Genomic DNA, 25013 nt, shown 5'->3' with positions numbered 1-25013 from the left:
ACCCCGTCTTGCCCGGCACCCCTTCCTCCGTCGCCGCCCCAATCGGCGACATTTTTTTTGCAGGATCGGGCGAGGTTTACCGTGGGACGTTAAGATGCGCGATTATCGAACGCTCCAGGAACCGTCTTCGCCCATGGACGCCCCCAGCCCACTCCGCCTCCAGACCGCGCATGCCGATACCGTGCGCGCCGCCCGCCCACCGTCCGACCTGCTGACCGGCTTTGCCGGCGATCCGAACTTCATGCTGTCGCTTGCACGCGGCCTGACGGTGCTGGAGGCGTTTTCCGAACGCAAGCGGCCGCTCACGATCTCGCAGGTCGCGCAGCGGACCCAACTGTCGCGCGCTTCGGTCCGCCGCTGCCTCTACACGCTCGAGCAGCTCGGCTATGTGAGCCAGCAGGATGGCCACTTTGCGCTGCGGCCGCGCGTATTGCACCTCGGCCATGCGTATTTTTCCTCGACCTCGCTGGTGTCCGCCGCGCAGCCGATCCTCGACACGCTGAGCACACGCATTCACGAGACCTCGGCGCTGGCCATCCTGGATGGGACCGACATCCTGTATCTGGTGCGCTCGGAAGTGCAACGCGTGCTGACCCACTCGCTTGGCATGGGTAGCCGCCTGCCTGCGTATTGCACGTCGATCGGCCGGCTATTGCTCGCGTACCAGCCCGCCGAGGTGCTGGAGGCGTTCTTCGAGCATGCGGAACTGCGGCCGCGCACGCTGCAGACCAAGGTGTCACGCACGGAGCTGGAGGCCGCCTTCGCGCGGGCGCGCGAGCTCGACTACGTGATTATCGACGAGGAGCTGGAGCCGGGACTGCGCGCAATCGCGGTGCCGGTGCGCGCGCTGAGCGGTGCCGTGGTGGCGGCCGTGAGCGTGAGCGTGAAGGCCGCGCGCGTATCCGAGTCGGAAATGATCGCGCGGCTGCTGACGCCGATGCGCGATGCCGCCACGGCGATCGGCAAGCTGATCGGCAGCTAAGCGGCAGCTAAGCGGCAGTTAAGCGGCAGTTAAGCGGCAACGGATCGACCGCCAAGCGGCCGGGGGCGCGTCGAGCGATCCGGCCTACCCCTCCGCGCATGCGCGCTGGAGGGTAGGCCGGCGGTATGGCCTCAACCGCGGTTAGCGAGCTCCAGCGCAAACACCAGGCGTTGCAGGAAGTTTTCCATGCGGCCGTCCGGGTTCAGAAACGCGCAGCCGTAGTGGTGCACGGTATTGTCGTCATAGCCAACCATCCAGTGCCCGACGACCTGCATATCGAGTTCGAGCCGGCCGAGTTCGCCAAAATCCAGCAGGCAGCGCTTGGCCGTGGTCCCCACCGGCAACTGGTCGGCGCCCACCGCGCGCGAACGCAGGCCCACGCCCGACAGCGACAGGTCGGCAATGTCCAGTTGCATCACGCGCGTCTCGCCGCCTTCCTGCACCCGGATCTCGCAACGGTAGCCCTTGGTCAGCAAGGTCCGCGCGCGGAAATGCCGACGCCGCTGGAAGTGATAGAGCTTTTCCGGGAAGTCGGCGATAAAGGCCGGCCCGCCCTCGAAGCGCGTGGCGCCCGGCGTGCCGATGATGAAATTCACCGGCACACCGCGCAGCAGGCCCGAGAAGGCATTCTGGTCGGACGCCATCAGCGCCTGGCGTTCGCCGTCGGCACGGCACCAGTCGAAGATAAAGGTCCGGTTGGCCGGATCGACATGGAGAATCGACGTCACGATCTCCGAGCCGCCGCGCGAGCGCACGCTCAGCATGCACTTCTGCCACGCGAGATCGCGCAGCACGGTGCCAATCTGGGATGTATGGGTCAGCCGATAGCGTTCATCCGAGTGCGACCCCTCCTTTTCGTCATCTTCATCACCCTCTAGTCGGGGCTGGGATTGTGCCGGGTCAGACCCGTTGGAATCTCGGATGCTCATGGAATTTTGCTACGTCGGATTTGGGGTGTTGCGCCGCGCAGGCATGGCTGGCGGCCAACGCGGCATGGTACGCGGGGCCGACAGGGCGGCGCAAGCGCTTGCCATGGCCTTCGGCAAAATGTTGCATAACTTTAGGTACAGACTTCCGGGGGGTAGCGCACTCGCCACAGCGCCGCGCGTTTATGTCGATGCCGGCCCAGGGACGGCGGCCGGCAGCGGATAAGCGGTCCGCACCACATGCCGGGCGCCCGTGGGCGCCAGCTGGCTCTCGTAGAGCACCAGGCGGTCGGCCTGCCATGGCGGCGCCGACAGGCCCCGCGTGCGTGCCAGCCATGCGCACAGCACGGCTTCGGGGACCGCTGCGCCGCAACGCGCGAGCGTCAGGTGGGCGCGAAACGGGCGCGTCTCCGCGGCGATGCCGATGTCCGTGAGTGCCGCCTGCACGTCCGCATGGAGTTGCGCGAGCGCGGGGTCGGCACGCAGGCCGGCCCACAGGATCGCCCCTTGCCGGCCGCGGAAGCGGCCCGTGCCCTGCACTGCCAGCGTGAGCGGCCGGGGTACCACCGTGGTCAACGCCGCGGCGATGGCGACCGCCGCGGCCTCGTCCCGTTCGCCGAGAAAACGCAGCGTCAGATGCAGTTGCCCCGGTGCGGTGGGCCGGATGCCGCGCTCGGCCGGCAAGCTCGCCAGCAGTTGCGCCGCGAGCGCGGGCGGCGTGTCGATGGCGATGAACAAGCGTGCCACGGGCATTCAGACGCTGGTGGGAGGCGCTGGTGGAAGACGCCGGTGGGAGCGCTGCCGGGATGCGGCGGACGCGTCAGGCCAGCGCCAGCGATGCCTGCCGCACGAACGGCAAGGCGTGCGCCGCGGCCACGCCTTCAAGCCGCAGCAGCGCGCGCTTGCGGTCGGTACCGCCCGCATAGCCGGTCAGGTCGCCGCTCGCCCCCAGCACCCGGTGGCACGGCACGATGACCGACAGCGGGTTACGGCCCACGGCGCCACCGACCGCGCGCGCGTGCGACGGCGGCAGGCCCAGCCCGGCGGCGAGCTGGCCGTAGGACAGGGTCTCGCCAAAATCGATGGTGCACAGCGCTTGCCATACGCCCTGCTGGAATGCGCTTCCCGCAAAGCGGATCGGCACGCGGAAGGCGCGGAGGTCGCCGGCGAAATAGGCGTTCAGCTCGTCGGTGGCCGCGTCGAGCACGCGCGCGTCCGACGCATGGACCACGCCGCCGGCCGTGATCTGCCCGGGATAATACTTCTGCCCGGAAAAGTACAGTCCGGTCAGCGCACCATCGGCCGCGCGCAGCAGGATGTCGCCGAGCGGGCTTGCCACGATGCGATAGGTCGTCATGCTTGCTCCTGGTTCAGGTCGCCATAGGTCTGGCGCTGTTCATAACGGTGCCACAGATGGATGGCGGCGTACGCGCGCCACGGTGCCCAGTGCGCGGTGCGCGCGTGCATGGCACGCACAGTGGCCACGCCGAGCACCTTGCGCAACGCGTAGTCGGTGCCGGGAAACGCATCCGGCCAGCCCAGCGCGCGCATGGCGATGTACTGGGCGGTCCAGTCGCCGATACCCGGCAATGCGCGCAACGCGGCCACGGTTTCCTCGGGCGGCGACTGCGGGTCGAGCCGCAGCGCACGCATCGATACCGCTGCGGCCAGCGCGCGCAGCGCCCGCATCTTGCCGGGTGGCACGCCGGCCGCGCGATAGGCGTCGTCGGACAGGGCCGCGAGCGCGGCCGCGCCAGGAAACGCGTGGGTCAGCGGCGCGATCGCGCTCTCCGCCGGCAGCGCCACGCCGGCGTGCTCGGTCAGGCGCGCGAGGATGCGCCGCGCATGCACCACCGAGATCAGCTGCCCGACGATCGCGCGCACGGCGATCTCGAACCCGTCGAACGTGCCCGGCAGCCGCACGCCCGGCAACGACCCGGCCAGGTCGCCGAGATGCCGGTCGACGATATCCGGACGGCAGCCGAGGTCGCACAGGCGCCGTACCTTGCCCAGCGCCTGCGGTATCACACGGGCCAGCGACGCCGACAGCGTGACGCGCACCACCAGGCGGCGCGGTACATGCTCAAGGCGCACCCAGCCCACATGCAGGTCTTCCCCGCTCTCGACGGCCATGGTGCGCAGGTAGGTGCCGCCGTGCAGATGCTCGATGCCGTCCACCGCACGCGTGCCCAGGAAGCCGAGCAGCACATCCCATGCGAGCGGAGGCCGATAGCCAAGCTCGAATACAAGCCGGTCCGCCATGCCGTCGGCGGCGCGCTTGCGCATGGCCAGCGGGGTCAGTCCATAGCGGGTCTTGAGCACGTCATTGAAACGGCGCACGCTGCCGAAGCCGGCCGCCAGCGCGACATCGGTCACCGGCAGCGCGGTATCGGTCAACAGCCGCTTGGCCAGCAACAAACGCTGGGTCTGCGCGTATTCGAGGACCGAGACGCCGAACGCGGCATCGAACAGCCGGCGCAGGTGTCGTTCGGTCACGCCGATGCGTGCGGCCAGTTGGGCCACGCTGCCGTCGGCCATGAAACCTTCGTCGATCAACGTGGCGGCCGCCTGCGCCAGGCGTCCGGAAATATCGGCCAGGCCATGTCCCGGCGCAAGCTCCGGGCGGCAGCGCAGGCACGGGCGGAAGCCCTGCTTTTCGGCGGCGGCGGCGGTCTCGTAGAACGAGCAGTTCTCGCGCTTGGGCGTGCGCACCGCGCAGACCGGGCGGCAGTAGACACCGGTCGACGAAACGCCCACGAAGAACCGGCCGTCGAAACGGCGGTCGTGCGACGCAACGGCGCGATAGCAGGTATCGGGATCGAGTTTCATGGCGCCATCGTAGCGCGCGGACGAGGCGCGCATGCGCTGAAATCGGACATTCTCCTCCGGCCGGGAAAAGTTCGGCGGCGCGCGTTCGGGCCGGGCGCCCGGCGCTAGAATCGCCCTTACATCCCCAGTCATGGCGGCACGCCCGGCCAACCGCGCGCGCCGCCCCCGGAGTTTCCATGCCTCGTCTTAACGTTGCAGGATGGCTATGTGCGGCGGTCTTCCTGGCCAACGCCGTCATGCCCGCGGGCGCCGCGCCCGCGCGCCCCGGCGGCTACGTGCGGGCGTCGCTGTCGACCTCGGCCGCCCCCTCGCGCGCGCCGTCCAACCCGACGCCGGCGCTAGCCGCCGCGCCGGTGGCCAGCGCGACCCGCGTGGCGGAAGTCGAGGGCATTACCGAGTACCGCCTGCCGAACGGCTTGCGCATCCTGCTGGCGCCCGATGCGGCGCAGCCCACCACCACGGTCAACATGACATACCTGGTGGGCAGCCGGCACGAGAACTATGGCGAAACCGGCATGGCGCACCTGCTCGAGCATATGCTGTTCAAGGGCACGCCGTCGCTGCCAGGACGCACCATTCCAATCGAATTCGCACGACGCGGCATGTCGTCCAACGGCACCACCGCGCAGGACCGCACCAATTACTTCGAGACCTTCGCGTCGAGCGAGGACAATCTGGACTGGGCCCTGCGCATGGAGGCCGACCGCATGGTCAACAGCACCATCGCACGGGCCGATCTCGACAGCGAGATGACGGTGGTGCGCAACGAGATGGAAATCGGCGAGAACAATCCGATGCGCATGCTCATGCAGCAGATGAGCGCGGCGGCGTTCCGCTGGCACAACTACGGCAAGGTGCCGATCGGCGCGCGCAGCGATGTCGAGAATGTCGGCATCGACAACCTGCGCGCGTTCTATCGCCGCTACTACCAGCCCGACAACGCGGTGCTGGTAGTCACCGGGCAGTTCGACCCGGCCCGCACGCTGGCGCGCATCGAACAGGCCTTTGGTCCGATCGCGCGTCCCACGCGCGTGCTGCCGCCCGAGCATACCGTCGAGCCGCCGCAGGAGGGCGCGCGCGAGCTGACGCTGACGCGGCCCGGCGACAGCAGCATCGTGGCGGTCCAGTACCACACCGCGCCCGGCGCGCATGCCGATACCACGGCGCTGAGCCTGCTCTCCGTGATCCTCGCCGACACACCGGGTGGACGCCTGGAGCAGGCGCTGGTGCAGACGCGCAAGGCAGCATGGCAAAGCTCGATGTTCGAGGCCTTGCATGATCCGGGCATGATCCTGTTTGCGGCCGGTACCAGCAAGGACCGTCCGCTGGAGCCGGTGCGCGCGGCCCTGCTGGCGGAAGTGGAAGGCGTGGCCGCGCGCCCCGTCACGCCGGACGAGCTGGAGCGCGCACGCGTGCGCCTGCGCAATGCCTATGAGCACATCCTCAACGATCCGGCGCGCTATGGCATTGCGTTGTCTGAAGCGATTGCCAAGGGCGACTGGCGCTTGTTCTTTATCGCGCGCGACCGCGTGGAGACCACCACGCTGGAGGACGTGCAGCGCGTGGCGGAGAACTATCTGCGCCCGACCAACCGCACGGTGGGTCAGTTCCTGCCGGGCGACAAGCCGCAGCTGGCCGCGATGCCGCCACTGCCGGACGTGGCGGCGCTGACGCGTGACTATCGCGGCAAGCCGGCCGCGGCAGCGGTGGCGACTTTTGATCCGAGTCCGGCCAATATCGAGGCGCATACCCGTCGCGAGACGCTGGCCAATGGCATGCAGCTGGCGCTGCTGCCCAAACCGACGCGCGGCGAGACGGTGCACGGCACCCTGATCCTGCGCTTTGGCAATCCGTCGGCGCTGCAGGGCAAGCGGGCGGTCGGCTCGCTGACCGCGGGCATGCTCCGGCGCGGGGCCGGCGCATTCGACCGGCAGCAGATCTCGGACCGCCTGGAAGCGCTCAAGGCCAACGTGTCGATCTCGGGCAGCGCCGAGCGCCTGACGGTCTCGTTCGAGACGCGCCGGGCGTATCTGCCCGACCTGATGGCGCTGCTGCGCACCGTCCTGCGCATGCCGACATTCCCCACCGACGAATTCGAGACCCTGCGCGCCAGCGCGATTGCCGGCATCGACAGCCAGCGCAGCCAGCCCAACGCGCTGGCGCCCAATACGCTCGGCCGGCACGGCAATCCCTACCCCGCCGAAGACCCGCGCTATACGCCGACCTTCGACGAAAGCCTCGCCGAACTGCGCGCGGTCTCGGCGGCCGAGGCGCGCGCCTTCCACGCGCGCTATTACGGCGCGGAGCACGCACAGCTCGCGCTGGTAGGCGACTTCGATGCCGACGAGGCGGTGCGCCAGGCCGTCTTCCTGTTCAGCGACTGGCGCGCGCAGGTGCCGTTCGAGCGCGTTGACCGCCCGTTCGTGGCCATCCCGGGCGCCAATTTCACGCTGGAGACGCCGGGCAAGGCCAACGCGGTGTACGTGGCCACGCAACCGTTGGACATGCTGACGGACTCGCCCGACTACCCGCTGCTGATGATCGCCAGCCGCGTGTTCGGCGGCACCGGCATGCGCAGCCGCCTGGCCGACCGGCTGCGCCAGCAGGACGGCATCAGCTACGGCGCGTCCAGCTACATGCAGATCGGCTCACTCGACCGTGCCGGGCGCTTCGGGCTGCAGGCCGTCTACGCACCGCAGAACGTGGAGCGCCTGCGGCGTGCGCTCGACGAGGAGCTCGCGCGCTTCGTGCGCGACGGCATCACGGCCGACGAACTGGCCGAGGCCCAGAGCGGCCTGCTGCAACAGGCCACGGTCAGCCGCTCGCGCGACGGCACACTGGCCGCGGTGCTCGCCAATCAGCTCTACCTCGGACACACCATGGCGTTCACCGCGGACATCGACGCGCGCGTGCGCGCGGCCACGGTGGCGGACGTCAACGATGCGATCCGGCGCCACCTGTCGCCGGCCGCGATCTCGCAGGCCTACGCCGGCGACTTCGCGCTGCCGCGCGGTGCCGCGCCCCAGCCCGAAGCCGGCGCGCCGCCGGCCGCCACCGACGTCACGCGCGGCGACGTCCGGCCTTGAAATCCGGCGCCTTCGCCTGCACATGAGAAGGCACGGTCCTGCGGGCGATGCTCTGCCGAGACGCCTTGTGGGGACCCGTCGATCACTGTATATTCATACAGTATCGTTCAGACACGAGGGGTGGATGTCAATCATGCGGGCAGGCAGCAAGGCCGAGGCATTGCGGTTCCTGACACTGGAGCAGGCGCCGTTCATGGGGCTGGAACTCGATTACGAGACCGGCTGGCAGGATGCGGTGGAACTGGGCCGGCTGGGCGAGAAGCGCGGCATCAAGGTGCAGTACCGCGGGCAGGAAAGCATCGCCGTGCGCTCGCGCGAGGCGTTGAGCGAGGGGCTGGCCAAGCCCAAGACCACGTTCCGGCAGCGCAATCTGTATTGCCAGTTCGATCTCGGCACGTTGCCCGATCACGAACTGGTCGAACTCGAAGCCAAGGCAACCCGCCTGGGCGACTACATTCTCGCTGGCCACTTGCTGCGCGACGTGGATAGCATCTGGTAAGGCTACGGCACCGAAGCGGGAGCCGTTTCGGTCATCGCTTCGGCCGCCAGCCTGCATCGTTCCCATCGGCCGCTCAGGCCGACTGCCAAACCCTTGCCGCGGCAGCCCAGCGAGCCGCGGCGGAGGCGTGAATCACGCCGGCATCGGCCGTGGTGCCGGCCGGCGCATAGGTCTCCAGGTCGATCGCGGTCCGGCACAGTACCGCGGTCACCAGCGTCTTGAACGTGCCACGCTCGCCGGCGGCCATTTGCCCGAGCCGCTCATGGCCTTCCAGCACAATCAGGCGATCGCCCGCGTGTGCGCGCAGTTCGAGCGTATAGAGATGATCGGACTCGCATTGCATATGCCCCCCCGACACCGCCACCACGATGGCATTGGGCAGGGCCAGGCCGTGTGTGCGCACGGCATCGCGCAAGCGGTCCAGATGCGCCTGCGCGCGATAGTCGCGCGCCGAGTGCCGTGGCGCCGCTCCGCCGCACCATTGCATGAGTTCCACCGGCGACACCGCCAGCGTGTAGGCGTGCAGCGGTGTCCGATAGGTGGCCACCAGTGCGCGCAGCCGGCATACGCCATTCCCGCCAGCGGTCTGCTGGAGCTTGTCCATCTTGCCTCCTCGTTATGCCCTCTTTGTCCTGCCCGGTCCCGCGTGGTCCCGCGTGGTCCCGCGTGGTCCCGCGTGGTCCCGCCTGGTCCTGCCTGGGGCCGTGATCGGCCGTGGCCCCGCCTCGTGTCGGGGCCCGGATGTCACGCATCCGGAGACGACCGCTCAATCGCGCAGCAGCTGCTTGGCGATGATGAGTTGCTGGATCTGCGTGGTGCCTTCGTAGAGGCGTAGCAGGCGTACGTCGCGATAGAACCGCTCCGCCTTGTATTCGGCGATATACCCCGCGCCGCCATGGATCTGCACTGCGCGATCGGCCACGCGGCCGACCATCTCGGTACAGAACATCTTGGTGCACGAGGCCAGCATGCTGACTTCCGGGTCGGCCTTGCCGGGCGTCTTGGCGTCGTACCGCTGCGCGCAGTCCCGCACCATCGACAGGCCCGCATAGAGCTCGGCCTGGCTGTCGGCCAGCATGGCCTGGATCAGCTGGAAGTCGCCGATAGGCTTGCCGAACTGCTTGCGTTCGCGCGCATAGGCCACGGCATCGGTAATCAGCCGGTGTGCCATGCCGCAGGCCAGCGCCGAGATATGCAGGCGGCCGCGATCGAGCACCTTCATGGCGGTCTTGAAGCCCACGCCGGGCACGCCGCCGATAATGTTGGCGGCCGGTACGCGCACGTTCTCGAGCACTACGTCGCAGGTCTTGGTGCCGCGCTGGCCCATTTTCCTGTCCGGCTTGCCGAGCGAGATGCCCGGGGTGTCGGCCGGCACGATAAAGGCGGAGATGCCCGACGCGCCCGCGTCGCCGGTGCGCGCCATCAGCGTAAAGGCGCCCGCACGCGGCGCATTGGTGATGAAACGCTTGGTGCCGTTGATGACGTAGTGGTCGCCGTCGAGCTCGGCGCGCGTCTGCAGCGAAGCGGCGTCCGATCCGGCATTGGGCTCGGTCAGCGCGAACGAGATGATGAGCTCGCCGCTGGCGATGCGCGGCAGGTAGTCCTGCTTCTGGGCCTCGGTGCCATCCATGAGGATGCCCTGCGAGCCGATGCCGACGTTGGTGCCGAACACCGACCGAAAGGCAAAGGCGGTATGGCCGAGGTCATAGACCACATCGCATTCCTGCGACATCGACAGCCCGATGCCGCCGTAGGCTTCCGGAATCGAGATGCCGAACAGGCCCATCTCCTTCATGTCGGCCACGATCTCGGCCGGCACGTCGTCGAGTTCCTCGAGAGTGTCCTCCGCGGGCTTCAGGCGTTCGTCGATAAAGCGCTGCACCGAGGCGCGCAGCAGGGAAAAGGATTCGGCATCGAGGGCCATCGGGGGTCTCCACTCCAGTCAGGCCGCTCATCGTACGCCGACCGTATGATTTGACAATCCCCGGAAGGTTGGACAGAAATGCAAAACTGACTTGACAATGCCCGGCCGCTGCGCGCTGCCTAGCCGGTTACCCACCGGTACCCGGGTTCTGCCAGTCATCGCATTTCTTGCGTGCCAGCGCCTCGCGTGTATAGCCGTGGCTGACCCGCAATTCGTGGTCTACCGCGTCGGCCTGGTCCATGCACGCGAATACCAGGTCGTCGCGGGTTTTCTGCGACACGCCGCGTATCTGCGGCGCGTCATAAGCCAGGCGCCGCGCGCGGCAGCGCAAGAAGAGCAGGGTTTGCTCGGAAGCCATGCGCAGTTGCGCGGGCTGGACGCGCTCGCAATGGGCGATGTCCGGCGCCGCCATCACCGTGGCCGGCACCGCGGGTAGCAGACAAGACAGCAGACAGATCAGGGGGCGTGAGACGGACATGGCGCGAAGATATCGGAAGGACGGCTGCACGAGGTACCCGGCCTGCATCATTGCCCAGCCATCGGCGCGACGCAAGTGACGGCAAACGCGAAGCCGATTGCCAGCGCGGGCGGCGCAAGTGCCCCCAGGCCGCTCGCACGCACGGCCGGGCCGGCGGACACTCTTTCCACGGCCTTGCACAATCGCCCGCCAGGCCAGCACCGACAAGGGGCGGACGTGTCAGGAATTTCGTGTGCTGAGGTCGGTTAAAAGATCTCAGCTGATGGCGGCGGTGAATCGCTCGCCGAACAGAATGGCGAACTGATTGACTGCTTGCCGCCAGGTGATAGGCGGCATCTTCCAATCCTTTTCGATGTTGCGCAAGGCCAGAAACAGCAGTTTGCTGGCGGCTTCGTCGCTCGGGAAGTGGCCGCGGTTCTTGACGATCTTGCGCAACTGCATGTGCATGCTCTCGATGGCGTTCGTCGTATATACGATTCGACGCACCTCGGGCGGATAGGCGAAGAAGGGGATCACCTGTTCCCATTGGCGCTGCCACATGGCCGCGACGGTAGGGAATTTGCGCCCCCACTCGCTCTGCGCAAAGGCGTCGAGCGCCGCTGCCGCCGCCTCGGCCGTGGCGGCCTGATAGATCGGCTTGATCGCGGCAGCCAGCGACTTGCGGTCCTTCCAGCTCGCCAGATTCAGCGAATTGCGGATCAGATGCACGATGCAGGTCTGGATTTGGGCGGCCGGATAGACCGCCTCGATCGCTTCGGGGAAGCCGCGCAAACCATCGACCACCGCGATCAGGATGTCGTGCAAGCCGCGGTTCTTCAACTCGTTGAAGACCTTCAGCCAGAACTTGGCGCCTTCCGTTTGCTCGATCCACAAACCCAGCACTTCCTTGCGGCCGTCGGCGCGGATGCCCAACGCCAGATAGACCGCCTTGTTCTTGACCGTGCCTTCGTCGCGGATCTTCAGCCGCAGCGCGTCAAAGTACACGATCGGATACATGGCCTCGAGCGGGCGTTGCTGCCATTGCTCGACGTCGGCCAGCACCTCGTCGGTGACCGTGGAAATCAGATCGGGCGACACCTGCAGCCCGTACAGTTCCAGCAGATGGCCCTGAATCTCGCGCACGCTCATGCCGCGCGCATACATGCTGATGACGTGGTCGTCGAAGCCCGGCAGCCGGCGTTGATACTTGCCGACCAACTGCGGCTCGAACGTCGCCTGCCGATCGCGTGGAATATCCAGCGTCAGTTCGCCGTTGGGCGTGAGGACCGTCTTGCGGCTTGTGCCGTTGCGGTGGTTGCCCGCCTTGCCTTGCTCGGCCTCGGTTTCCAGATGGTGGCTCAACTCGGCCGCGAGCATGCGCTCGGCCAGTTGCTTCTTGAGCTGGCCGGCCAAGCCCGATTCGCCCAGGATCGACTCGGCATCCTTGCTCTGCACCTGGGCAAGCAGTTGATCGATCAGCTCATCGGGGAACAGCTTCGGCGCCTTCGGGTTCTTGCTCTTCTTGGTCACGGTTGCATCGGTCATAGGACGTTATTTCCGTTATCGTCTCATGGCCTCGGCACACTAAAAATCTGACAGGCCCCAAGGGGCGGCAACAATGTATTGCCGCCGGATACAAGATGCATACTGGCCAGACATGATCGATCGCGTGTAGCCTGTGCGGGCGCGAGCGCCCCGCTCGCCACCAACTCAGCGGCGAGCTCTCCCCGCCGCCATGACCACAAGATTCACATGACCGACATCTCTTCCTCCGCCACCGCCGCCGGACCGGCGCCCTCACCCGAGGAAACGCGCAAGCGCGTCTTCGCCATCGTGGCCGCTTCCTCGGGCAACCTGGTCGAGTGGTTCGACTTCTACATCTACGCGTTCTGCGCGATCTACTTCGCGCCGTCGTTCTTTCCGAAGTCCGATCCCACCGCGCAGTTGCTCAACACGGCCGGCGTATTCGCCGCGGGCTTCCTGATGCGGCCGATCGGCGGCTGGCTGTTCGGCCGCATCGCCGATCGCAATGGCCGCAAGAATTCCATGCTGATCTCGGTGGTCATGATGTGTTTCGGCTCGCTGCTGATCGCCTCGCTGCCCACCTATGCCACCATCGGCAACCTCGCACCGGCGCTGCTGCTGCTCGCGCGCCTGCTGCAGGGCCTCTCCGTGGGCGGCGAGTACGGCACCACCGCCACCTACATGAGCGAAGTGGCACTGCGTGGGCGACGCGGCTTCTTCTCGTCGTTCCAGTACGTCACGCTGATCGGCGGCCAGTTGCTGGCGGTGCTGGTGGTGGTGGTCCTGCAGCAGCTGCTCGACGAAGCCGAGCTCAAGGCATGGGGCTGGCGCATCCCGTTCGTGATCGGTGCCATCACCGCCGTGGTGGCGCTGTTGCTGCGCCGCACGCTGCACGAGACCACCACCGCCGCGCAACGCAGTTCGCGCGAGGCCGGTACCATCGCCGAGCTGTTCCGCCATCACAAGGCCGCGTTCTTCACGGTGCTGGGCTATACCGCGGGCGGTTCGCTGATCTTCTACACGTTCACCACGTACATGCAGAAGTACCTCGTGAACACAGCCGGCATGTCGATCAAGACCGCCAGCTACGTGATGACCGGGTGCCTGTTCGTGTATATGTGCATGCAGCCGTTGTTCGGCGCGCTGTCCGACCGTATCGGCCGCCGCAACAACATGCTCCTGTTCGGCGCACTCGGTGCGCTCGCCACGGTACCGATCCTGACCTCCCTGAAGACCGTGACGAGCCCGGAGCTGGCCTTCGTGCTGATCTGCATCGCGCTCGCCATCGTCAGTTTCTATACCTCGGTAAGCGGCATCGTGAAGGCGGAAATGTTCCCGCCCGAAGTGCGCGCGCTGGGCGTGGGCCTGGCCTACGCGGTGGCCAATGCGATCTTCGGCGGCTCCGCCGAGTACGTCGCGCTGGGCCTGAAGGCGGCAGGGCACGAGAACAGCTTCTACTGGTACGTGACGACGATGATGGTGATCGCCTTCCTGTTTGCGTTCCGGTTGCCGCGTCAGGCCAAGTACCTGCATCACGAGCACTGAACGCCAGCATGGCAAACTAAGGGGCCTTCAGGCCCCTTTTTTGTTTTCCGCGCCTTATTGCCGATCGATCCTGCCCCATGGACCTCAACGCCCTGCGTCTGTTCGTCGATATCGTCGATGCCGGCAACCTCAGCGCCGCCGCACGCAAGCTCAAGATGACGCGCGCCAACGTCAGCTACCACCTGAAGGCGCTCGAGGCCGAGCTCGGGGTGCAACTGTTGCGCCGGACCACGCGGCACGTGGAACCGACGCCGGTCGGCGCCGGGCTCTACGAACATGGCCGCAATATCCTCGGCGAGGTGGCCGCGGCCAATGCGCTGATCAGCAGCATGGGCAAGAGCCTGCAGGGCCATGTGCGGCTGTCGGTTCCGACCGGGCTCGGACATTCGCTGCTCTCGCCGCTGCTGGTGCAGTTCAAGCAACGCTATCCGGATATCACGCTCGACGTGGTGTTCGACAATCGCATCCACAATCTCGTGGCGGAGGACGTCGAAGTGGCGTTGCGCATCATCTCGACCCCGCCCGACGCGGTGGTCGCCACCGAGATCGGCGAGGTCGACTGGGTGGTCTGCGCAGCGCCCGCCTATCTGTCGGCGCGCGCGGCGCCGGCCCGGCTTGCCGACCTGACGGCGCATGCGATCGTCTGCGCATCGCCGATCGGGCAGAAGCTCAAGGCATCTGGCACGCGGGGCAACGCCGCCGCGCGCGAGCAGGTGGTGCTGGTGCCGACGCTCAGTTCCGAGAATTTCGCGTTCCTCAAGGACGCGGTGCTCAGCGGGCTAGGCATCGGCATCTTTCCGCTGTACGCGATCGGCAACGAACTGGCGGAAGGCACGCTGGTGCCGCTGCTGCGCGACTACCGCATCAGTGTCTTCGGCAGCAAGCTCTACCTGCTGACCATGCCGAATCGCTACCAGACCATGGCAACGCGCTATCTGCTGACCTTTCTCAAGACCGAACTGCAAGCGATCTGGCCTCGCGTGCGGGCCGCCAGAATCTATAGTGAAAAGTCCTAGAGCGATAGGCGCACCGATGTGCGCAAGGAAGGACATCATGGCCATGGCTACCACGTTGGCAAACTGCCTCAGCAGCAGGAACAGCCAGTACGACATCATTCGCCACCCCTACAGTCTCAGCAGCATGGCCACCGCGCAGGCTGCTCATGTGCCGGGCGACCGCCTGGCCAAGACGTTGTTGCTCGAGGATGAAAACGGCTACGTGGCGGCCGTGATTCCTTCGAGCCATCACCTGCAGATGCACGCGATCTGCGAGCAGACCGGCCGCCAGCTCACGCTCGCCCCCGAGGACGAGCTGCGCGAGGTGTTCAAGGATTGCGACCTTGGGGCAATTCCGCCGGTCGCCATGGCGTACGGCATGCGCACGTACGTGGACGATAGCCTGCTCGACGAACCCGAGGTCTGGTTCGAGGCCGGCGATCACCTCGAACTCGTGCATATGCGCGGCGATCAGTTCAAGATGCTGATGGCCGATGCCGAGCGAGGCCACTTTGCGCACCGCATGATGTAGTCAGGCGCCGGCCGGGGGCAATGCCTCCGGCGCGGCGCTATCGTCCTTGAGGTCGACGCCGGAACGCCCCAGCGCCACTGCGCCGCGCAGCAGGAACACCAGGCGGTCCGCGGCGCGGGCATAGGACAGACCTTCCGCGCGCACATTGGAGATGCAGTTGCGCTCCGCGTCGGTACGGCCAGGCCGCGGCGCGTACGTCAGGTAGATGCCGAGGCTGTCCGGGGAACTGAGCCCCGGACGTTCGCCGATCAGCATGACCACCTGGCGTGCACCGAGCCGCGCCCCGATGTCGTCGCCGAGCGCGACGCGCGCCTGCTCGGCCACCACCACGGGGCCGATGTGCCAGTCGCGCAGGCGTGCGCGGACGGCCGCGAGCAAGGGCAGGGCATGCCGTTGCGCGGCGAGGGCGGACAGGCCATCGGCAATGACGAACACCACATCGGGGCCGTGCGCCGGGCCTCGCGCATGGCCTTCCACGCGATGTTGCGAGCCAGCCGCCACGCCCGCGGCCACCGGCGTCTGCGCGCGCTCGATGGCGGCGAGGCGCGCGGCACTGGCGGCATCGAGCTGCCGGCCGAGGTCGGGGCGCCGCAGGTAGTGCTGGCGATCCACCGCGGCGCTATGCACGCGCACGCTTGCGAGCCCGGCCGCGCGCAGCCCGGCTTCGATGGCCTCGACGGCGAGGGGCAGGTGGACGGCATCGCGGGCCTGCGCATGGGCCAGGCCGAAGGCAAGGATGGTCTCGGTGGTCTGCGCGTGGCCGGCCCGGCCGAGCGCGATGCGGGCCCGGGTGAATGCGCGCAGGCGTGCCCATGGATCGGTCTGCGTATGCGCAGCCGGTGCGGGTTGCGCTGGTGGCGTGGCATGGACAGGCGATGATGGCGACGCGGGGGGCCCGGAGGACGCCGGCGTAGCAGGCGATGCGGCGGTCGCAGAACGGTGTGGGTCGCTCATGCCGTTTCCTCACACGCCTTCGACCAGCGACAGTAGCGGCTGCCGCGCCGTTTGCGCCAGCAGGCGCCCGCCCTCGTCGACGATGCCCATTTGGCGCAGCCACGCCTCGAACTCCGGCGCGGGCCGCAACCCCATGACTTCGCGCAGGTACAGCGCATCGTGGAACGCCGTGCTCTGGTAATTGAGCATGATGTCGTCCGCGCCCGGCACGCCCATGATGAAATGGATGCCGGCCACGCCGAACAGCGTAAGCAGATTGTCCATGTCGTCCTGGTCCGCCTCGGCATGGTTGGTGTAGCAGATATCGCAACCCATCGGCACCCCGATCAGCTTGCCGCAGAAATGGTCCTCGAGCCCGGCACGGATGATCTGCTTGCCATCGTAGAGATACTCGGGGCCGATAAATCCCACCACGGTATTGACCAGCAACGGCGCGAACGCGCGCGCCACGCCGTGCGCGCGCGCTTCCATGGTCTGCTGGTCGACGCCGTGATGAGCGTTGGCCGAGAGCGCGCTGCCCTGTCCGGTTTCGAAATACATGACGTTGTCGCCGACGGTGCCGCGTGCCAGCGACAGCGCCGCGGCGCGGGCCTCCGCCAGCAAGGCGAGGTCGATGCCGAACGCGGCGTTGGCACGCTGGCTGCCGGCAACGGACTGGAACACGAGGTCGACCGGCGCACCGGCCTCGATCGCGCGCAGGGTGTTGGTCACGTGGGTCAGCACGCACGACTGCGTGGGCACCTCATGGCGTCTCCGGATCTCGTCGACGAGCCGGAGCAGCGCAACGATGGCACCGAGGTTGTCGCTGGCGGGATTGATGCCGATGGTGGCATCGCCACACCCATAGAGCAGCCCATCGAGGATCGAGGCGGCAATGCCGCGCGGATCGTCGGTCGGGTGGTTGGGCTGCAGCCGCACCGCCAGCCGGCCCGGCAGCCCGATGGTATTGCGAAAGCGCGTAACCACGCGGCATTTGCGCGCGACCGCGACGAGGTCCTGGTTGCGCATCAGCTTGCTGACGGCTGCCGCCATCTCGGGCGTAATGCCTGGCGCCACGCGCGTCAGCACATGGTGGTCGGTCTCGTGTGACAGCAGCCAGTTGCGAAAGTCGCCGACGGTCTGGCTGGCAATCTCGGCAAAGGCGCGCGCATCGTGGCCATCGACGAGGAGGCGCGTGACCTCGTCCTCCTCGTAAGGCACCAGCGCCTCGGACAGAAAGCGCGAGAGCGGGACCTCGGCCAGCGCCATGCGCGCGGCCATGCGTTCTTCCTCGCTGGCGGCGGCGATGCCGGCCAGCGCATCGCCCGAGCGCGCCGGACTGGCCTTGGCCAGCAGCGTGCGCAGGTCCGCAAAGACATGCCGCCGCGTGCCGACGGTATGCGTGAATGCCATGGTGCGTGCCCTCTTCCCGTGCCGTGGTGGTTGCGTGGGCCATGTCTGACAGCCCCCACATCAATATAGGTGAAGCGACGCAAGTTTCACGCCGGCGACACCCGCCAGCATGCCGGGCTGTGCGCAAGTCTGCTTGCCAAGGGGCATATGGCCCGATGACAATCGTGCGCGGGAGACCTTCCGATCGGGGGGCTCCCGACACCTGCGCCCGCCCCGCTTCTGGCGATCCATCCGGATCATGGGCGCCAAACCCGCCGCCCAACACCTCATGACGCAGCTGGACCCAGAACGCCCGCACGAACCCCCGCAGTCCCCCGTCGTCGCCGCAACGGTGCCTACCCCACCTGCGCGGCCCATCTGGGCCGGCTGGTCCGGTGTGGAGGCTGCCTCGTTTGCCTTGACCGCAGCCGCCCTGCTGCTGGTACTGCATGCGAACCTGGTCGCCGCGCTGCTGGCGGGCCTGCTGCTCTATTCCCTGGTCGACGTGCTGGCGCCCCGGCTGACCCGCCTGCATCCGCGCCACGACGCGCTGGCCGTGGCGATCCTGTCGGCGGTGATCCTGCTCGCGCTGACGCTCGGCATCTGGGCGCTGGTACGCTATGTCAGCGGCGACGGCAATACGCTGGAGCGGCTGCTCGACCGTATGGCCGACATCATCGACCAGTCGCGCAGCCAGATGCCGGCCTGGCTCAGCAACTCCCTGCCCAATGGCGTCGAGGAACTGGCGCCGGCGCTGATAGCCACCTTGCGCGCGCACGCGCAGATGGCGCAGAAGCTCGGGACCGAAATCGTCCGCACGCTGCTACATGTCGTGATCGGACTGGTGATTGGCGCGATGGTGGCGCTGTATCGCGCGATCTCGCGGCCCAACCGGCGACCGCTGGCCGCGGCGCTGGTCACGCGGGCACGCACGCTGCAGACCGCGTTCGCGCAGTTCATCTTCGCGCAGATCCAGATCTCCACCATCAACACGCTGCTGACCGGCATCTACCTGCTGGTGGTATTGCCGCTGTTCAACCAGCACCTGCCGCTATCGAAGACGCTGGTGGCCATCACCTTTATTGCCGGCCTGCTGCCCGTGCTTGGCAACCTGATCTCGAATACCGCCATCGTGGTGGCGTCGCTCGCGGTATCGCTACCGATCGCGGTGGTGTCGCTGATCTATCTGGTGGTCATCCACAAGCTCGAGTATTTCCTCAACGCGCGCATCATCGGCGCGCGCATCCAGGCGGCGGCTTGGGAATTGCTGACCGTGATGCTGGTGATGGAAACGCTGTACGGCATTCCCGGCGTGATCGCGGGGCCGATTTTCTATGCGTACGTCAAGCGCGAACTGGTGGCGAAGGCGCTCGTGTGAGCCAGTGCGGAGGCCTGTGAGGGCATGAAAACGACGTGGGCCCGCACGCCACCCCGCATGCCGTCGCGCCGTTAACTCCTTGAATTCATTGATGCCGCCGCGCAGAAACGGGTACGGTCGGTGCGTTGCCGGGTACTGGCCGGGGTACCGCGCGAGCCTCAGCCGGTAGACAAGAGCGGCGACAAAGGCAGGCCCCGCAGGGCCGCCTCTCACTCGTCGCGCGGCAGAAACGCGTCGCCTTCACTCAACGGGGCATGGCGGTAGGTCGCCGGCGTGCGGCTCAGCTTTACCGGTGCGCCGAGGCCCTTGTACCCACCCGGCATCTCGACCACCATCTCGCGATGCGCGGTATGCGGATGCTGCAGGGCGTCCGGCACCGACAGCACCGGCGCGCACGGTACGCCCGCGGCGGCAAGTTCGTCGGCAAACGTCTTGCCGTCGACCTCGCGCATGCGCGCTTCCAGCTCGACCTTCAGCGTGGCGCGATGGATCGAGCGCCCGCCCGCGGTGGCATAACGTTCGTCGTCGGCCAGCGCGGCCATGCCGAGGCGCTCGCACAGGATGCGGAACTGCCGGTCGTTACCCACCGCGAGGAAGATCGGATCGGTGGCGGTAGCCACGGTGTCGTACGGATAGATGTTCGGGTGAGCGTTGCCGGTGCGGCGAGGCGCCTTGCCGCTCATGAACCAGTTGGCCGCATGCGGATGCAGCAGCGACAGGCCCGAGTCATAAAGCGCGGCTTCCACGAACTGGCCGCGGCCACTACGTTCGCGCTCCTGCAGCGCCAGCAGCACGCCCAGCGCGGCATTGAGGCCGGTGACCATGTCGACCACCGGCAGGCCTACGCGCAGCGGTTCGCCATCGGCCTCGCCATTGACGCTCATGATGCCGGCCATGGCCTGGATCGCGGCATCGTAGCCCGGCAGCCCGCCGAGCGGGCCGTCCGCGCCAAAGCCCGAGACACGGCAATGCACCAGGCGCGGAAAGCGCTGCGACAGCACGTCGTAGCCGAGCCCCCACTTTTCCAGCGTACCGGTCTTGAAGTTCTCTAGCATGACGTCTGCCTCCACCAGCAGCGCGAGCAGGATCTCGCGGTCGGCCTCGGCGGTCAGGTCGAGCCGCATCACGCGCTTGTTGCGGTTGAGACCAAAGTAGTACGACGCCACGCCATCGCGGAACGGCGGGCCCCAGGTGCGCGTGTCATCGCCCTGGGGCGGCTCGATCTTGAGTACGTCGGCGCCATGGTCGCCCAGGATCTGGCCGCAGAACGGGCCGCCCAGAATGCGCGAAAGATCGACCACGCGAATGCCGGCCAGCGCGCCGGGGGTGGGGGGCGTCATAAAGTCTCCTTGTCGGTTGAGGTTCGCGGATCGCGGTTCGCGGTCGCGCGACTCAGTCCAGCTGCGCGCCCGACTTCTGCACCACGGTGCGCCATTTGCCAACTTCCGCCTTGATGAACGACGCCAGCTGGTCGGGGGTGGTCGACGGTGCGAATTCGAGGCCCTGGCCCTGCAGCGTCTTGCGGACGTCCGGCTGCTGCAAGGCATCGGCAAACGCGCCGTTGAGCTTGCGGATCACCTCGGGCGGCGTGCCGGCCGGCGCGACTACCCCGAAGAATACCGAAACATCGAAGCCGGCGATGCCCTGCTCGGCCACGGTCGGCACATCGGGCAGCGCCTGCGAGCGGGTCCGCGTGGTCACGCCAAGCGCGCGCAGCTTGCCGCTCTTGATAAACGGCTGCGCGGTCAGCACGTCGGTAAAGGTCATGCTGACCTGGCCGCCGAGCAGGTCGTTGAGCGCGGGGCCGGTGCCCTTGTACGGCACGTGCTGGAAGTCGGTGCCAGCGAGGTTGTTGAACAGCACGCCGGCAAGATGCGAGGAAGCGCCGTTGCCGGACGACGCATAGCTCAACTTGCCGGGATGCGCCTTGGCATAGGCAATCAGCTCCTGTACGTTTTTGACCGGCACGCTGGGATTGACGACCAGCACGTTCGGCAGCAGGCCGATCTGGATCACCGGCGCAAAGCTCTTGATCGGGTCGTAGTTGATCTTGCGATACAGGCTGACGTTGATGGCGAGCGGCGCGGAGGTGCCGAACATCAGCGTGTAGCCATCGGGCTCGGCGCGCGCCACCACTTCGGCGCCGATATTGCCGCCGGCGCCGGCACGGTTCTCCACCACCACGGGCTGGCCGAGGCTGTTCTTGAGCGCGGCCGCGAGCGTGCGGGCCATGGCATCGGTCGGGCCGCCCGGCGGATAGGTGACCACCAGCATGATCGGCTTGGTGGGAAAGTCCTTCTGCGCATGGGCCGGCGCTACGGCGAGGCACAGGGTACAGGCGGCGGCGGCCGCCACGCGTTGCCAGAATTGCATGATGCGTTGTCTCCGGGTGATATCTTGTTTTGTCGGGTGAAGAAGGTCGCGCCGTGGCGGGCGCTCAGAACACGTTGATCGCGTCGACCGGCTCGGTCGCCCGCATCGTGCCATCGGCAGGCAGCACGGTGTCGGCCAGCCAGGCCGGCTCGGACTGCCCGCCGAGCGGATCGTGCGGCAACACGCGATGCACCAGCACCGCCTGCGCCAGGCGCATGCGCCGCGCCGAACCGATGCGCCCCGCTTCCCATGCCATCGCCACCGCGCTGGTGACGTGATAGAGCGCGGACGCGGCCTGGCGCGCCAGTACATCGCCTTCGACGCCGGCATCGGCGGCGCGCTGGGCCAGCGCGAGCGTGCCGTCCAGCGTGCGCACGAAGCTCACGCGGGCACCGGCATGCAGCGGCGTGTCGGCCAGCAGCGCCTCCAGGTGCGCGCGCAGCACCGGCAGCGACTGTTCGCGCCGGATCGCGCGCAGCACGTCGAGCGCGACGATATTGCTCGTGCCTTCCCAGATCGAGCCGAGGTGGGCATCGCGCACCAGGCGCGGGTCGCTCCATTCCTCGATATAGCCGCAGCCGCCGCGGATCTCCATGGCATCGCCGGTCACCTTGCGCGCGTCACGGCACGCGCGGAACTTGATCAGCGGCGTCAGGATACGCATCAGCGCGTAGGCATCGGCCTCGCCCGCATCGGCGCGGCGCAGCGCCTCGGCGGTCTGGAACACCATGGTGCGGGCCTGCTCGGTGGGCAGCGTCAGTTTGAGCAACTGGCGGCGCATCAGCGGCATGTCGATCAGCCGCTTGCCAAAGGCCTGCCGCTCGCGTGCGATGAACAGGCCCTCGGTCAGCGCGCGGCGCATCAGGCCGGCGGCACGCACGCCGTTGGAGAGGCGCGAGTTGTTGATCATGTCGGCCATCTGCACAAAGCCGCGGCCAAGCTCGCCCACCAGGTACGCGTGTGCGCCCTCGAGGCGAATCTCGCCACTTGCCATCGAGCGTGTGCCGAGCTTGTCCTTGAGCCGGATGATGCGGTAGTGGTTGGCGCTGCCGTCTGCAAGTGTGCGCGGCAGCAGGAACAACGACACGCCCTTGATGCCGGCCACCGCGCTGCCATCGGCTTCTTCCACGCGCGCGAGCACCATGGCCAGCGCGGCGTCGGGGTTGGAGCAGAACCACTTGTCGCCCAGCAGGCGCCAGCCGCCTTCCGCCGAGGGGTCGCGCACCGCGCGCGTGGCGGTGGCGGCCACATCGGAACCGGCGCCTTGCTCGGTCATGAACATCGCGCCCTGGTAGAGATCGTCGAACACCTGCGTGGTCAGGTTGGGCAGGAAGCGCTCGACCAGCGCCGGATCGCCGAACTTGCGCAGCGTGCGCGTCAGGGAATCGGTCATCGAAAGCGGGCAACACAGGCCGAACTCGGCCTGCACGAACAGGTAGGTCAGCGCGTACTTGGCGGCCGGCGGCATCGGGTTGTCCCAGCCCAGCACGCCCCCCCGATGCGAGGCGGCGGCGAGGCCGAACTCGGCAAACGCCACGCGTTCGAGCTCCACATAGGCGGGATGCTTGTGGATGCGCTGGTCATCGAGGCCGCTGCGCGTGCGGTGCGAGAGCGTGGGTGGGGCGTGGTCGGCCACGTTGGCAAGTTCGTCGAGCACGCCGCCGGCCAGGGCGCCCATGCGCTCGAGATGCGGCAGCAGGTGCGTGAACAGGTCCGCCGGCAGATAGAGCGGCAGCAGCGCGCGCAGATCGGGATCGGCCGCGAAGAGGCTGCCGCCATGGCGGTCGGGCACGGGATGGGCGGCGGCCGGGGTGGCCACGGGTGCCGGGGGCTGGGCGGCCGGGGTGGCCGTGGTGGCGTGGGCGGCACGCGCGGCCGTGGGCGCGTCGCGCAGGGCGCTGCTGGGCATGAAGGGTCTCCTGAAGCGTGCCGGCCTGGGATTTCGCCGGACCTGTTTGGGCACCATTATTCGGAGCGCGGCGATTCGTGTCTAATTCTAAAATTGGCTCGCTCCATATAATTTCTGTATCGCCATGGAATTCCGTCACCTGCGCTATTTCCTCGTGCTCGCCGAAGAACTGCACTTCGGTCGGGCCGCCCGGCGGCTGTCGATTTCGCAGCCCCCCTTGTCGCTCAATATCCAGCAGCTGGAAGCCTCGGTCGGGGCGCGCCTGTTCGAGCGGGATAGCCGGGGCGTGCGGCTGACCGCGGCGGGGCGGGCCTTTCGCGAGTCGGCCACGGCGCTGCTGGCGCAGGCGGAAGCCGCGCGGCAGCTGGCGCGCGAGATCGAGGCGGGCGCGATCGGGCGCCTGCGCGTGGGCTTTGTGGGTTCGATGCTGTACCGCGGCCTGCCGCAATTGCTGCACGACTTCCAGGCGCGCTATCCGGGCATCCAGGTCGCGCTGACCGAGCTGAACTCGCAGGAGCAGATCGACGCGCTGCTGCACGGCGAGCTCGATGCCGGCTTTGTCCATACCAGCCGCGTGCCCGACGAGCTCGCCACCACGCTGGCGCACAGCGAGCCTTTTGTCTGCTGCATGCCGGCCGGCCATGCGTTGGCCGCGCGCCAGCGCGTGGCGCTGGCGGATCTGCGCGGCGAGCCGTTCGTGCTGTTCTCGCGCAAGGCCTCTCCCGATTACTACAACCGCATCTTCGAGATGTGCGTGGCCCAGGGTTTCTATCCGCAGGTCCGGCACGAGATGCGGCACTGGCTGTCAGTGGTGTCGCTGGTCTCGCAGGGCATGGGCGTGGCGGTGGTGCCCGCCGCGCTCGCGCGGTCGGGCATGGCCGGCGCGGTCTTTCGGCCACTGGCCGACGCCGCTGGAACCGCCGTGCCGTCGGAGGTCTACTGCATCTGGAAACAGGCGCCCGACCATCCTGCGCGTGACCACTTCCTGGCCACCGTGCGGCTGGCAGGGACGGTCGGTGCCTATTAGAATGCGCAGCCGGGTGCGCCCGCGGTGGCAAGAAAAAAGCCACTGGACCGTGCGGCCAGTGGCTTGGAAAGTACGCGTGGAACGGGGTGTTCAGCGTGGTTGCAGCTTACCGCCGGGGTTCCCGCCAACCAATAACGCAAATGTGGTATTTGCAGAAATTTCCATGGCGTCCAAGCCGTGACACGTGGATTTTTATGCGTTTTTTACAAGATTCCCGCAACCCCTACCGTGTTTGCACGTCCGGGGCGAAGTGCCAGTCGCGTGAAACCGGAACCCTCCAGCGCCGAACGCGGACGAATGCTATACAATCGAGAACGATTTCTATTTACGTACCCACGCGGGTCGGCCACGCATGATGCGGTTGTCTGAACTTCCCCGGCGCACAGCCGCCATAGTGCAATCCGTCGACGATGTCACGCCCGATGACCGCGTGGCGCGGCGTCTGCGCGATCTCGGGTTCGTGCCTGGCGAGGCGGTGCAGATCATCGCCTATGGGCCGTTCGGCAAGGACCCCATCGTCGCGCAGGTGGGCTTCACGCGCTTTGCGCTGCGGCGCGCCGAAGCGGCGCGCATCGCGGTGGAGGTGGTCAGTGCCTCGGTATCAAGCATCGCCGCCGCCGAAGCCCCCCGCCAGTCCGACCAGCCGGAGCAGGCTGCCGCCAAGCGGCTCGCCTGACCTCGCCACCCGCACGGCCTTCTCCA

General features: G+C 67.5%; 22 protein-coding genes. 9 read left to right on the top strand and 13 right to left on the bottom strand.

Features of this window, described 5'->3' with window-relative positions; translation table 11 throughout:
* Positions 1-133 precede the first annotated feature (133 nt).
* On the top strand, positions 134-982 hold the full coding sequence (locus tag DFLDMN_RS30745) for an IclR family transcriptional regulator domain-containing protein (RefSeq protein WP_423199514.1): 849 nt from the start codon (positions 134-136) through the stop codon (positions 980-982).
* Between the two features lie 131 nt (positions 983-1113).
* Here DFLDMN_RS30745 and DFLDMN_RS30740 read toward each other — a convergent pair whose 3' ends face one another.
* The 4 genes from DFLDMN_RS30740 to DFLDMN_RS30725 form a co-directional block, all read right to left on the bottom strand.
* Entirely contained in the window at positions 1114-1911 is a 798-nt protein-coding gene (locus DFLDMN_RS30740; RefSeq protein ID WP_423199513.1) for a flagellar brake protein, read from the bottom strand.
* Between the two features lie 180 nt (positions 1912-2091).
* Positions 2092-2655, bottom strand: coding sequence for an RNA 2',3'-cyclic phosphodiesterase (gene thpR / locus DFLDMN_RS30735; RefSeq protein ID WP_423199512.1), 564 nt, complete (start codon positions 2653-2655; stop codon positions 2092-2094).
* Between the two features lie 73 nt (positions 2656-2728).
* A complete protein-coding gene (locus DFLDMN_RS30730) occupies positions 2729-3265 on the bottom strand; it encodes a methylated-DNA--[protein]-cysteine S-methyltransferase (protein ID WP_423199511.1) in 537 nt (178 codons plus the stop codon).
* Positions 3262-4737 (bottom strand): DNA-3-methyladenine glycosylase 2 family protein, encoded by a 1476-nt coding sequence (locus DFLDMN_RS30725; RefSeq protein WP_423200627.1) that lies wholly within the window; start codon positions 4735-4737, stop codon positions 3262-3264. The genes DFLDMN_RS30730 and DFLDMN_RS30725 overlap by 4 nt, the downstream gene beginning before the upstream one ends.
* A gap of 236 nt (positions 4738-4973) precedes the next feature.
* Here DFLDMN_RS30725 and DFLDMN_RS30720 point away from each other — a divergent pair, with 236 nt between their 5' ends.
* Together DFLDMN_RS30720 and DFLDMN_RS30715 are read left to right on the top strand one after the other, a co-directional pair.
* A complete protein-coding gene (locus tag DFLDMN_RS30720) occupies positions 4974-7823 on the top strand; it encodes a M16 family metallopeptidase (protein WP_423200626.1) in 2850 nt (949 codons plus the stop codon).
* 124 nt (positions 7824-7947) lie between these two features.
* On the top strand, positions 7948-8322 hold the full coding sequence (locus DFLDMN_RS30715; RefSeq protein ID WP_423199510.1) for a PHA-granule associated protein 4: 375 nt from the start codon (positions 7948-7950) through the stop codon (positions 8320-8322).
* A gap of 73 nt (positions 8323-8395) precedes the next feature.
* On the opposite strand, the gene DFLDMN_RS30710 is transcribed toward DFLDMN_RS30715, so the two are convergent.
* From DFLDMN_RS30710 to DFLDMN_RS30695, 4 genes are all read right to left on the bottom strand, one after another.
* Entirely contained in the window at positions 8396-8926 is a 531-nt protein-coding gene (locus DFLDMN_RS30710) for a hypothetical protein (protein WP_423199509.1), read from the bottom strand.
* Between the two features lie 162 nt (positions 8927-9088).
* A complete protein-coding gene (locus DFLDMN_RS30705) occupies positions 9089-10246 on the bottom strand; it encodes an acyl-CoA dehydrogenase family protein (RefSeq protein ID WP_423199508.1) in 1158 nt (385 codons plus the stop codon).
* Positions 10247-10373: 127 nt separating this feature from the next.
* A complete protein-coding gene (locus DFLDMN_RS30700; RefSeq protein ID WP_423199507.1) occupies positions 10374-10724 on the bottom strand; it encodes a hypothetical protein in 351 nt (116 codons plus the stop codon).
* 255 nt (positions 10725-10979) lie between these two features.
* Complete coding sequence (locus tag DFLDMN_RS30695; RefSeq protein ID WP_025647994.1) at positions 10980-12248, bottom strand: IS256 family transposase; 1269 nt, start codon at positions 12246-12248, stop codon at positions 10980-10982.
* A 207-nt stretch (positions 12249-12455) separates the two neighbouring features.
* On the opposite strand from DFLDMN_RS30695, the gene DFLDMN_RS30690 reads away from it, so the two are divergent.
* From DFLDMN_RS30690 to DFLDMN_RS30680, 3 genes are all read left to right on the top strand, one after another.
* On the top strand, positions 12456-13772 hold the full coding sequence (locus DFLDMN_RS30690; protein WP_423199506.1) for an MFS family transporter: 1317 nt from the start codon (positions 12456-12458) through the stop codon (positions 13770-13772).
* 77 nt (positions 13773-13849) lie between these two features.
* Complete coding sequence (locus DFLDMN_RS30685) at positions 13850-14788, top strand: LysR family transcriptional regulator (RefSeq protein ID WP_423199505.1); 939 nt, start codon at positions 13850-13852, stop codon at positions 14786-14788.
* A 37-nt stretch (positions 14789-14825) separates the two neighbouring features.
* The gene (locus tag DFLDMN_RS30680; protein ID WP_423199504.1) at positions 14826-15299 is read left to right on the top strand and encodes an aminoacyl-tRNA deacylase; all 474 of its coding nucleotides are present in this window, start codon (positions 14826-14828) and stop codon (positions 15297-15299) included.
* Here the strand turns inward: DFLDMN_RS30680 and eutC are convergent, their stop codons facing one another.
* The gene (eutC, locus tag DFLDMN_RS30675; RefSeq protein ID WP_423199503.1) at positions 15300-16253 is read right to left on the bottom strand and encodes an ethanolamine ammonia-lyase subunit EutC; all 954 of its coding nucleotides are present in this window, start codon (positions 16251-16253) and stop codon (positions 15300-15302) included. It lies immediately after the preceding gene.
* A gap of 9 nt (positions 16254-16262) precedes the next feature.
* Positions 16263-17645 (bottom strand): ethanolamine ammonia-lyase subunit EutB, encoded by a 1383-nt coding sequence (locus DFLDMN_RS30670; RefSeq protein ID WP_423199502.1) that lies wholly within the window; start codon positions 17643-17645, stop codon positions 16263-16265.
* 268 nt (positions 17646-17913) lie between these two features.
* On the opposite strand from DFLDMN_RS30670, the gene DFLDMN_RS30665 reads away from it, so the two are divergent.
* Entirely contained in the window at positions 17914-19002 is a 1089-nt protein-coding gene (locus tag DFLDMN_RS30665) for an AI-2E family transporter (RefSeq protein WP_423199501.1), read from the top strand.
* Positions 19003-19211: 209 nt separating this feature from the next.
* Here DFLDMN_RS30665 and DFLDMN_RS30660 read toward each other — a convergent pair whose 3' ends face one another.
* The 3 genes from DFLDMN_RS30660 to DFLDMN_RS30650 form a co-directional block, all read right to left on the bottom strand.
* A complete protein-coding gene (locus DFLDMN_RS30660) occupies positions 19212-20342 on the bottom strand; it encodes a CaiB/BaiF CoA transferase family protein (protein ID WP_423199500.1) in 1131 nt (376 codons plus the stop codon).
* Positions 20343-20394: 52 nt separating this feature from the next.
* Positions 20395-21375, bottom strand: a complete 981-nt coding sequence (locus tag DFLDMN_RS30655; protein ID WP_423199499.1) for a Bug family tripartite tricarboxylate transporter substrate binding protein — start codon at positions 21373-21375, stop codon at positions 20395-20397.
* Between the two features lie 64 nt (positions 21376-21439).
* On the bottom strand, positions 21440-23284 hold the full coding sequence (locus tag DFLDMN_RS30650; protein WP_423199498.1) for an acyl-CoA dehydrogenase family protein: 1845 nt from the start codon (positions 23282-23284) through the stop codon (positions 21440-21442).
* 124 nt (positions 23285-23408) lie between these two features.
* Between DFLDMN_RS30650 and DFLDMN_RS30645 the strand changes: the two genes are divergently transcribed.
* Together DFLDMN_RS30645 and DFLDMN_RS30640 are read left to right on the top strand one after the other, a co-directional pair.
* Positions 23409-24311, top strand: a complete 903-nt coding sequence (locus tag DFLDMN_RS30645; RefSeq protein WP_423199497.1) for a LysR substrate-binding domain-containing protein — start codon at positions 23409-23411, stop codon at positions 24309-24311.
* A 355-nt stretch (positions 24312-24666) separates the two neighbouring features.
* Positions 24667-24987, top strand: a complete 321-nt coding sequence (locus DFLDMN_RS30640) for a FeoA family protein (RefSeq protein ID WP_423200625.1) — start codon at positions 24667-24669, stop codon at positions 24985-24987.
* Positions 24988-25013: the final 26 nt, after the last annotated feature.

Origin of the sequence: Cupriavidus sp. H19C3 (genome assembly GCF_049393815.1) — a bacterium.
Lineage (GTDB): Bacteria > Pseudomonadota > Gammaproteobacteria > Burkholderiales > Burkholderiaceae > Cupriavidus.
The sequence above is the reverse complement of the archived record's forward strand: the minus strand, read 5'-3'. Positions and strand labels throughout refer to the sequence as shown.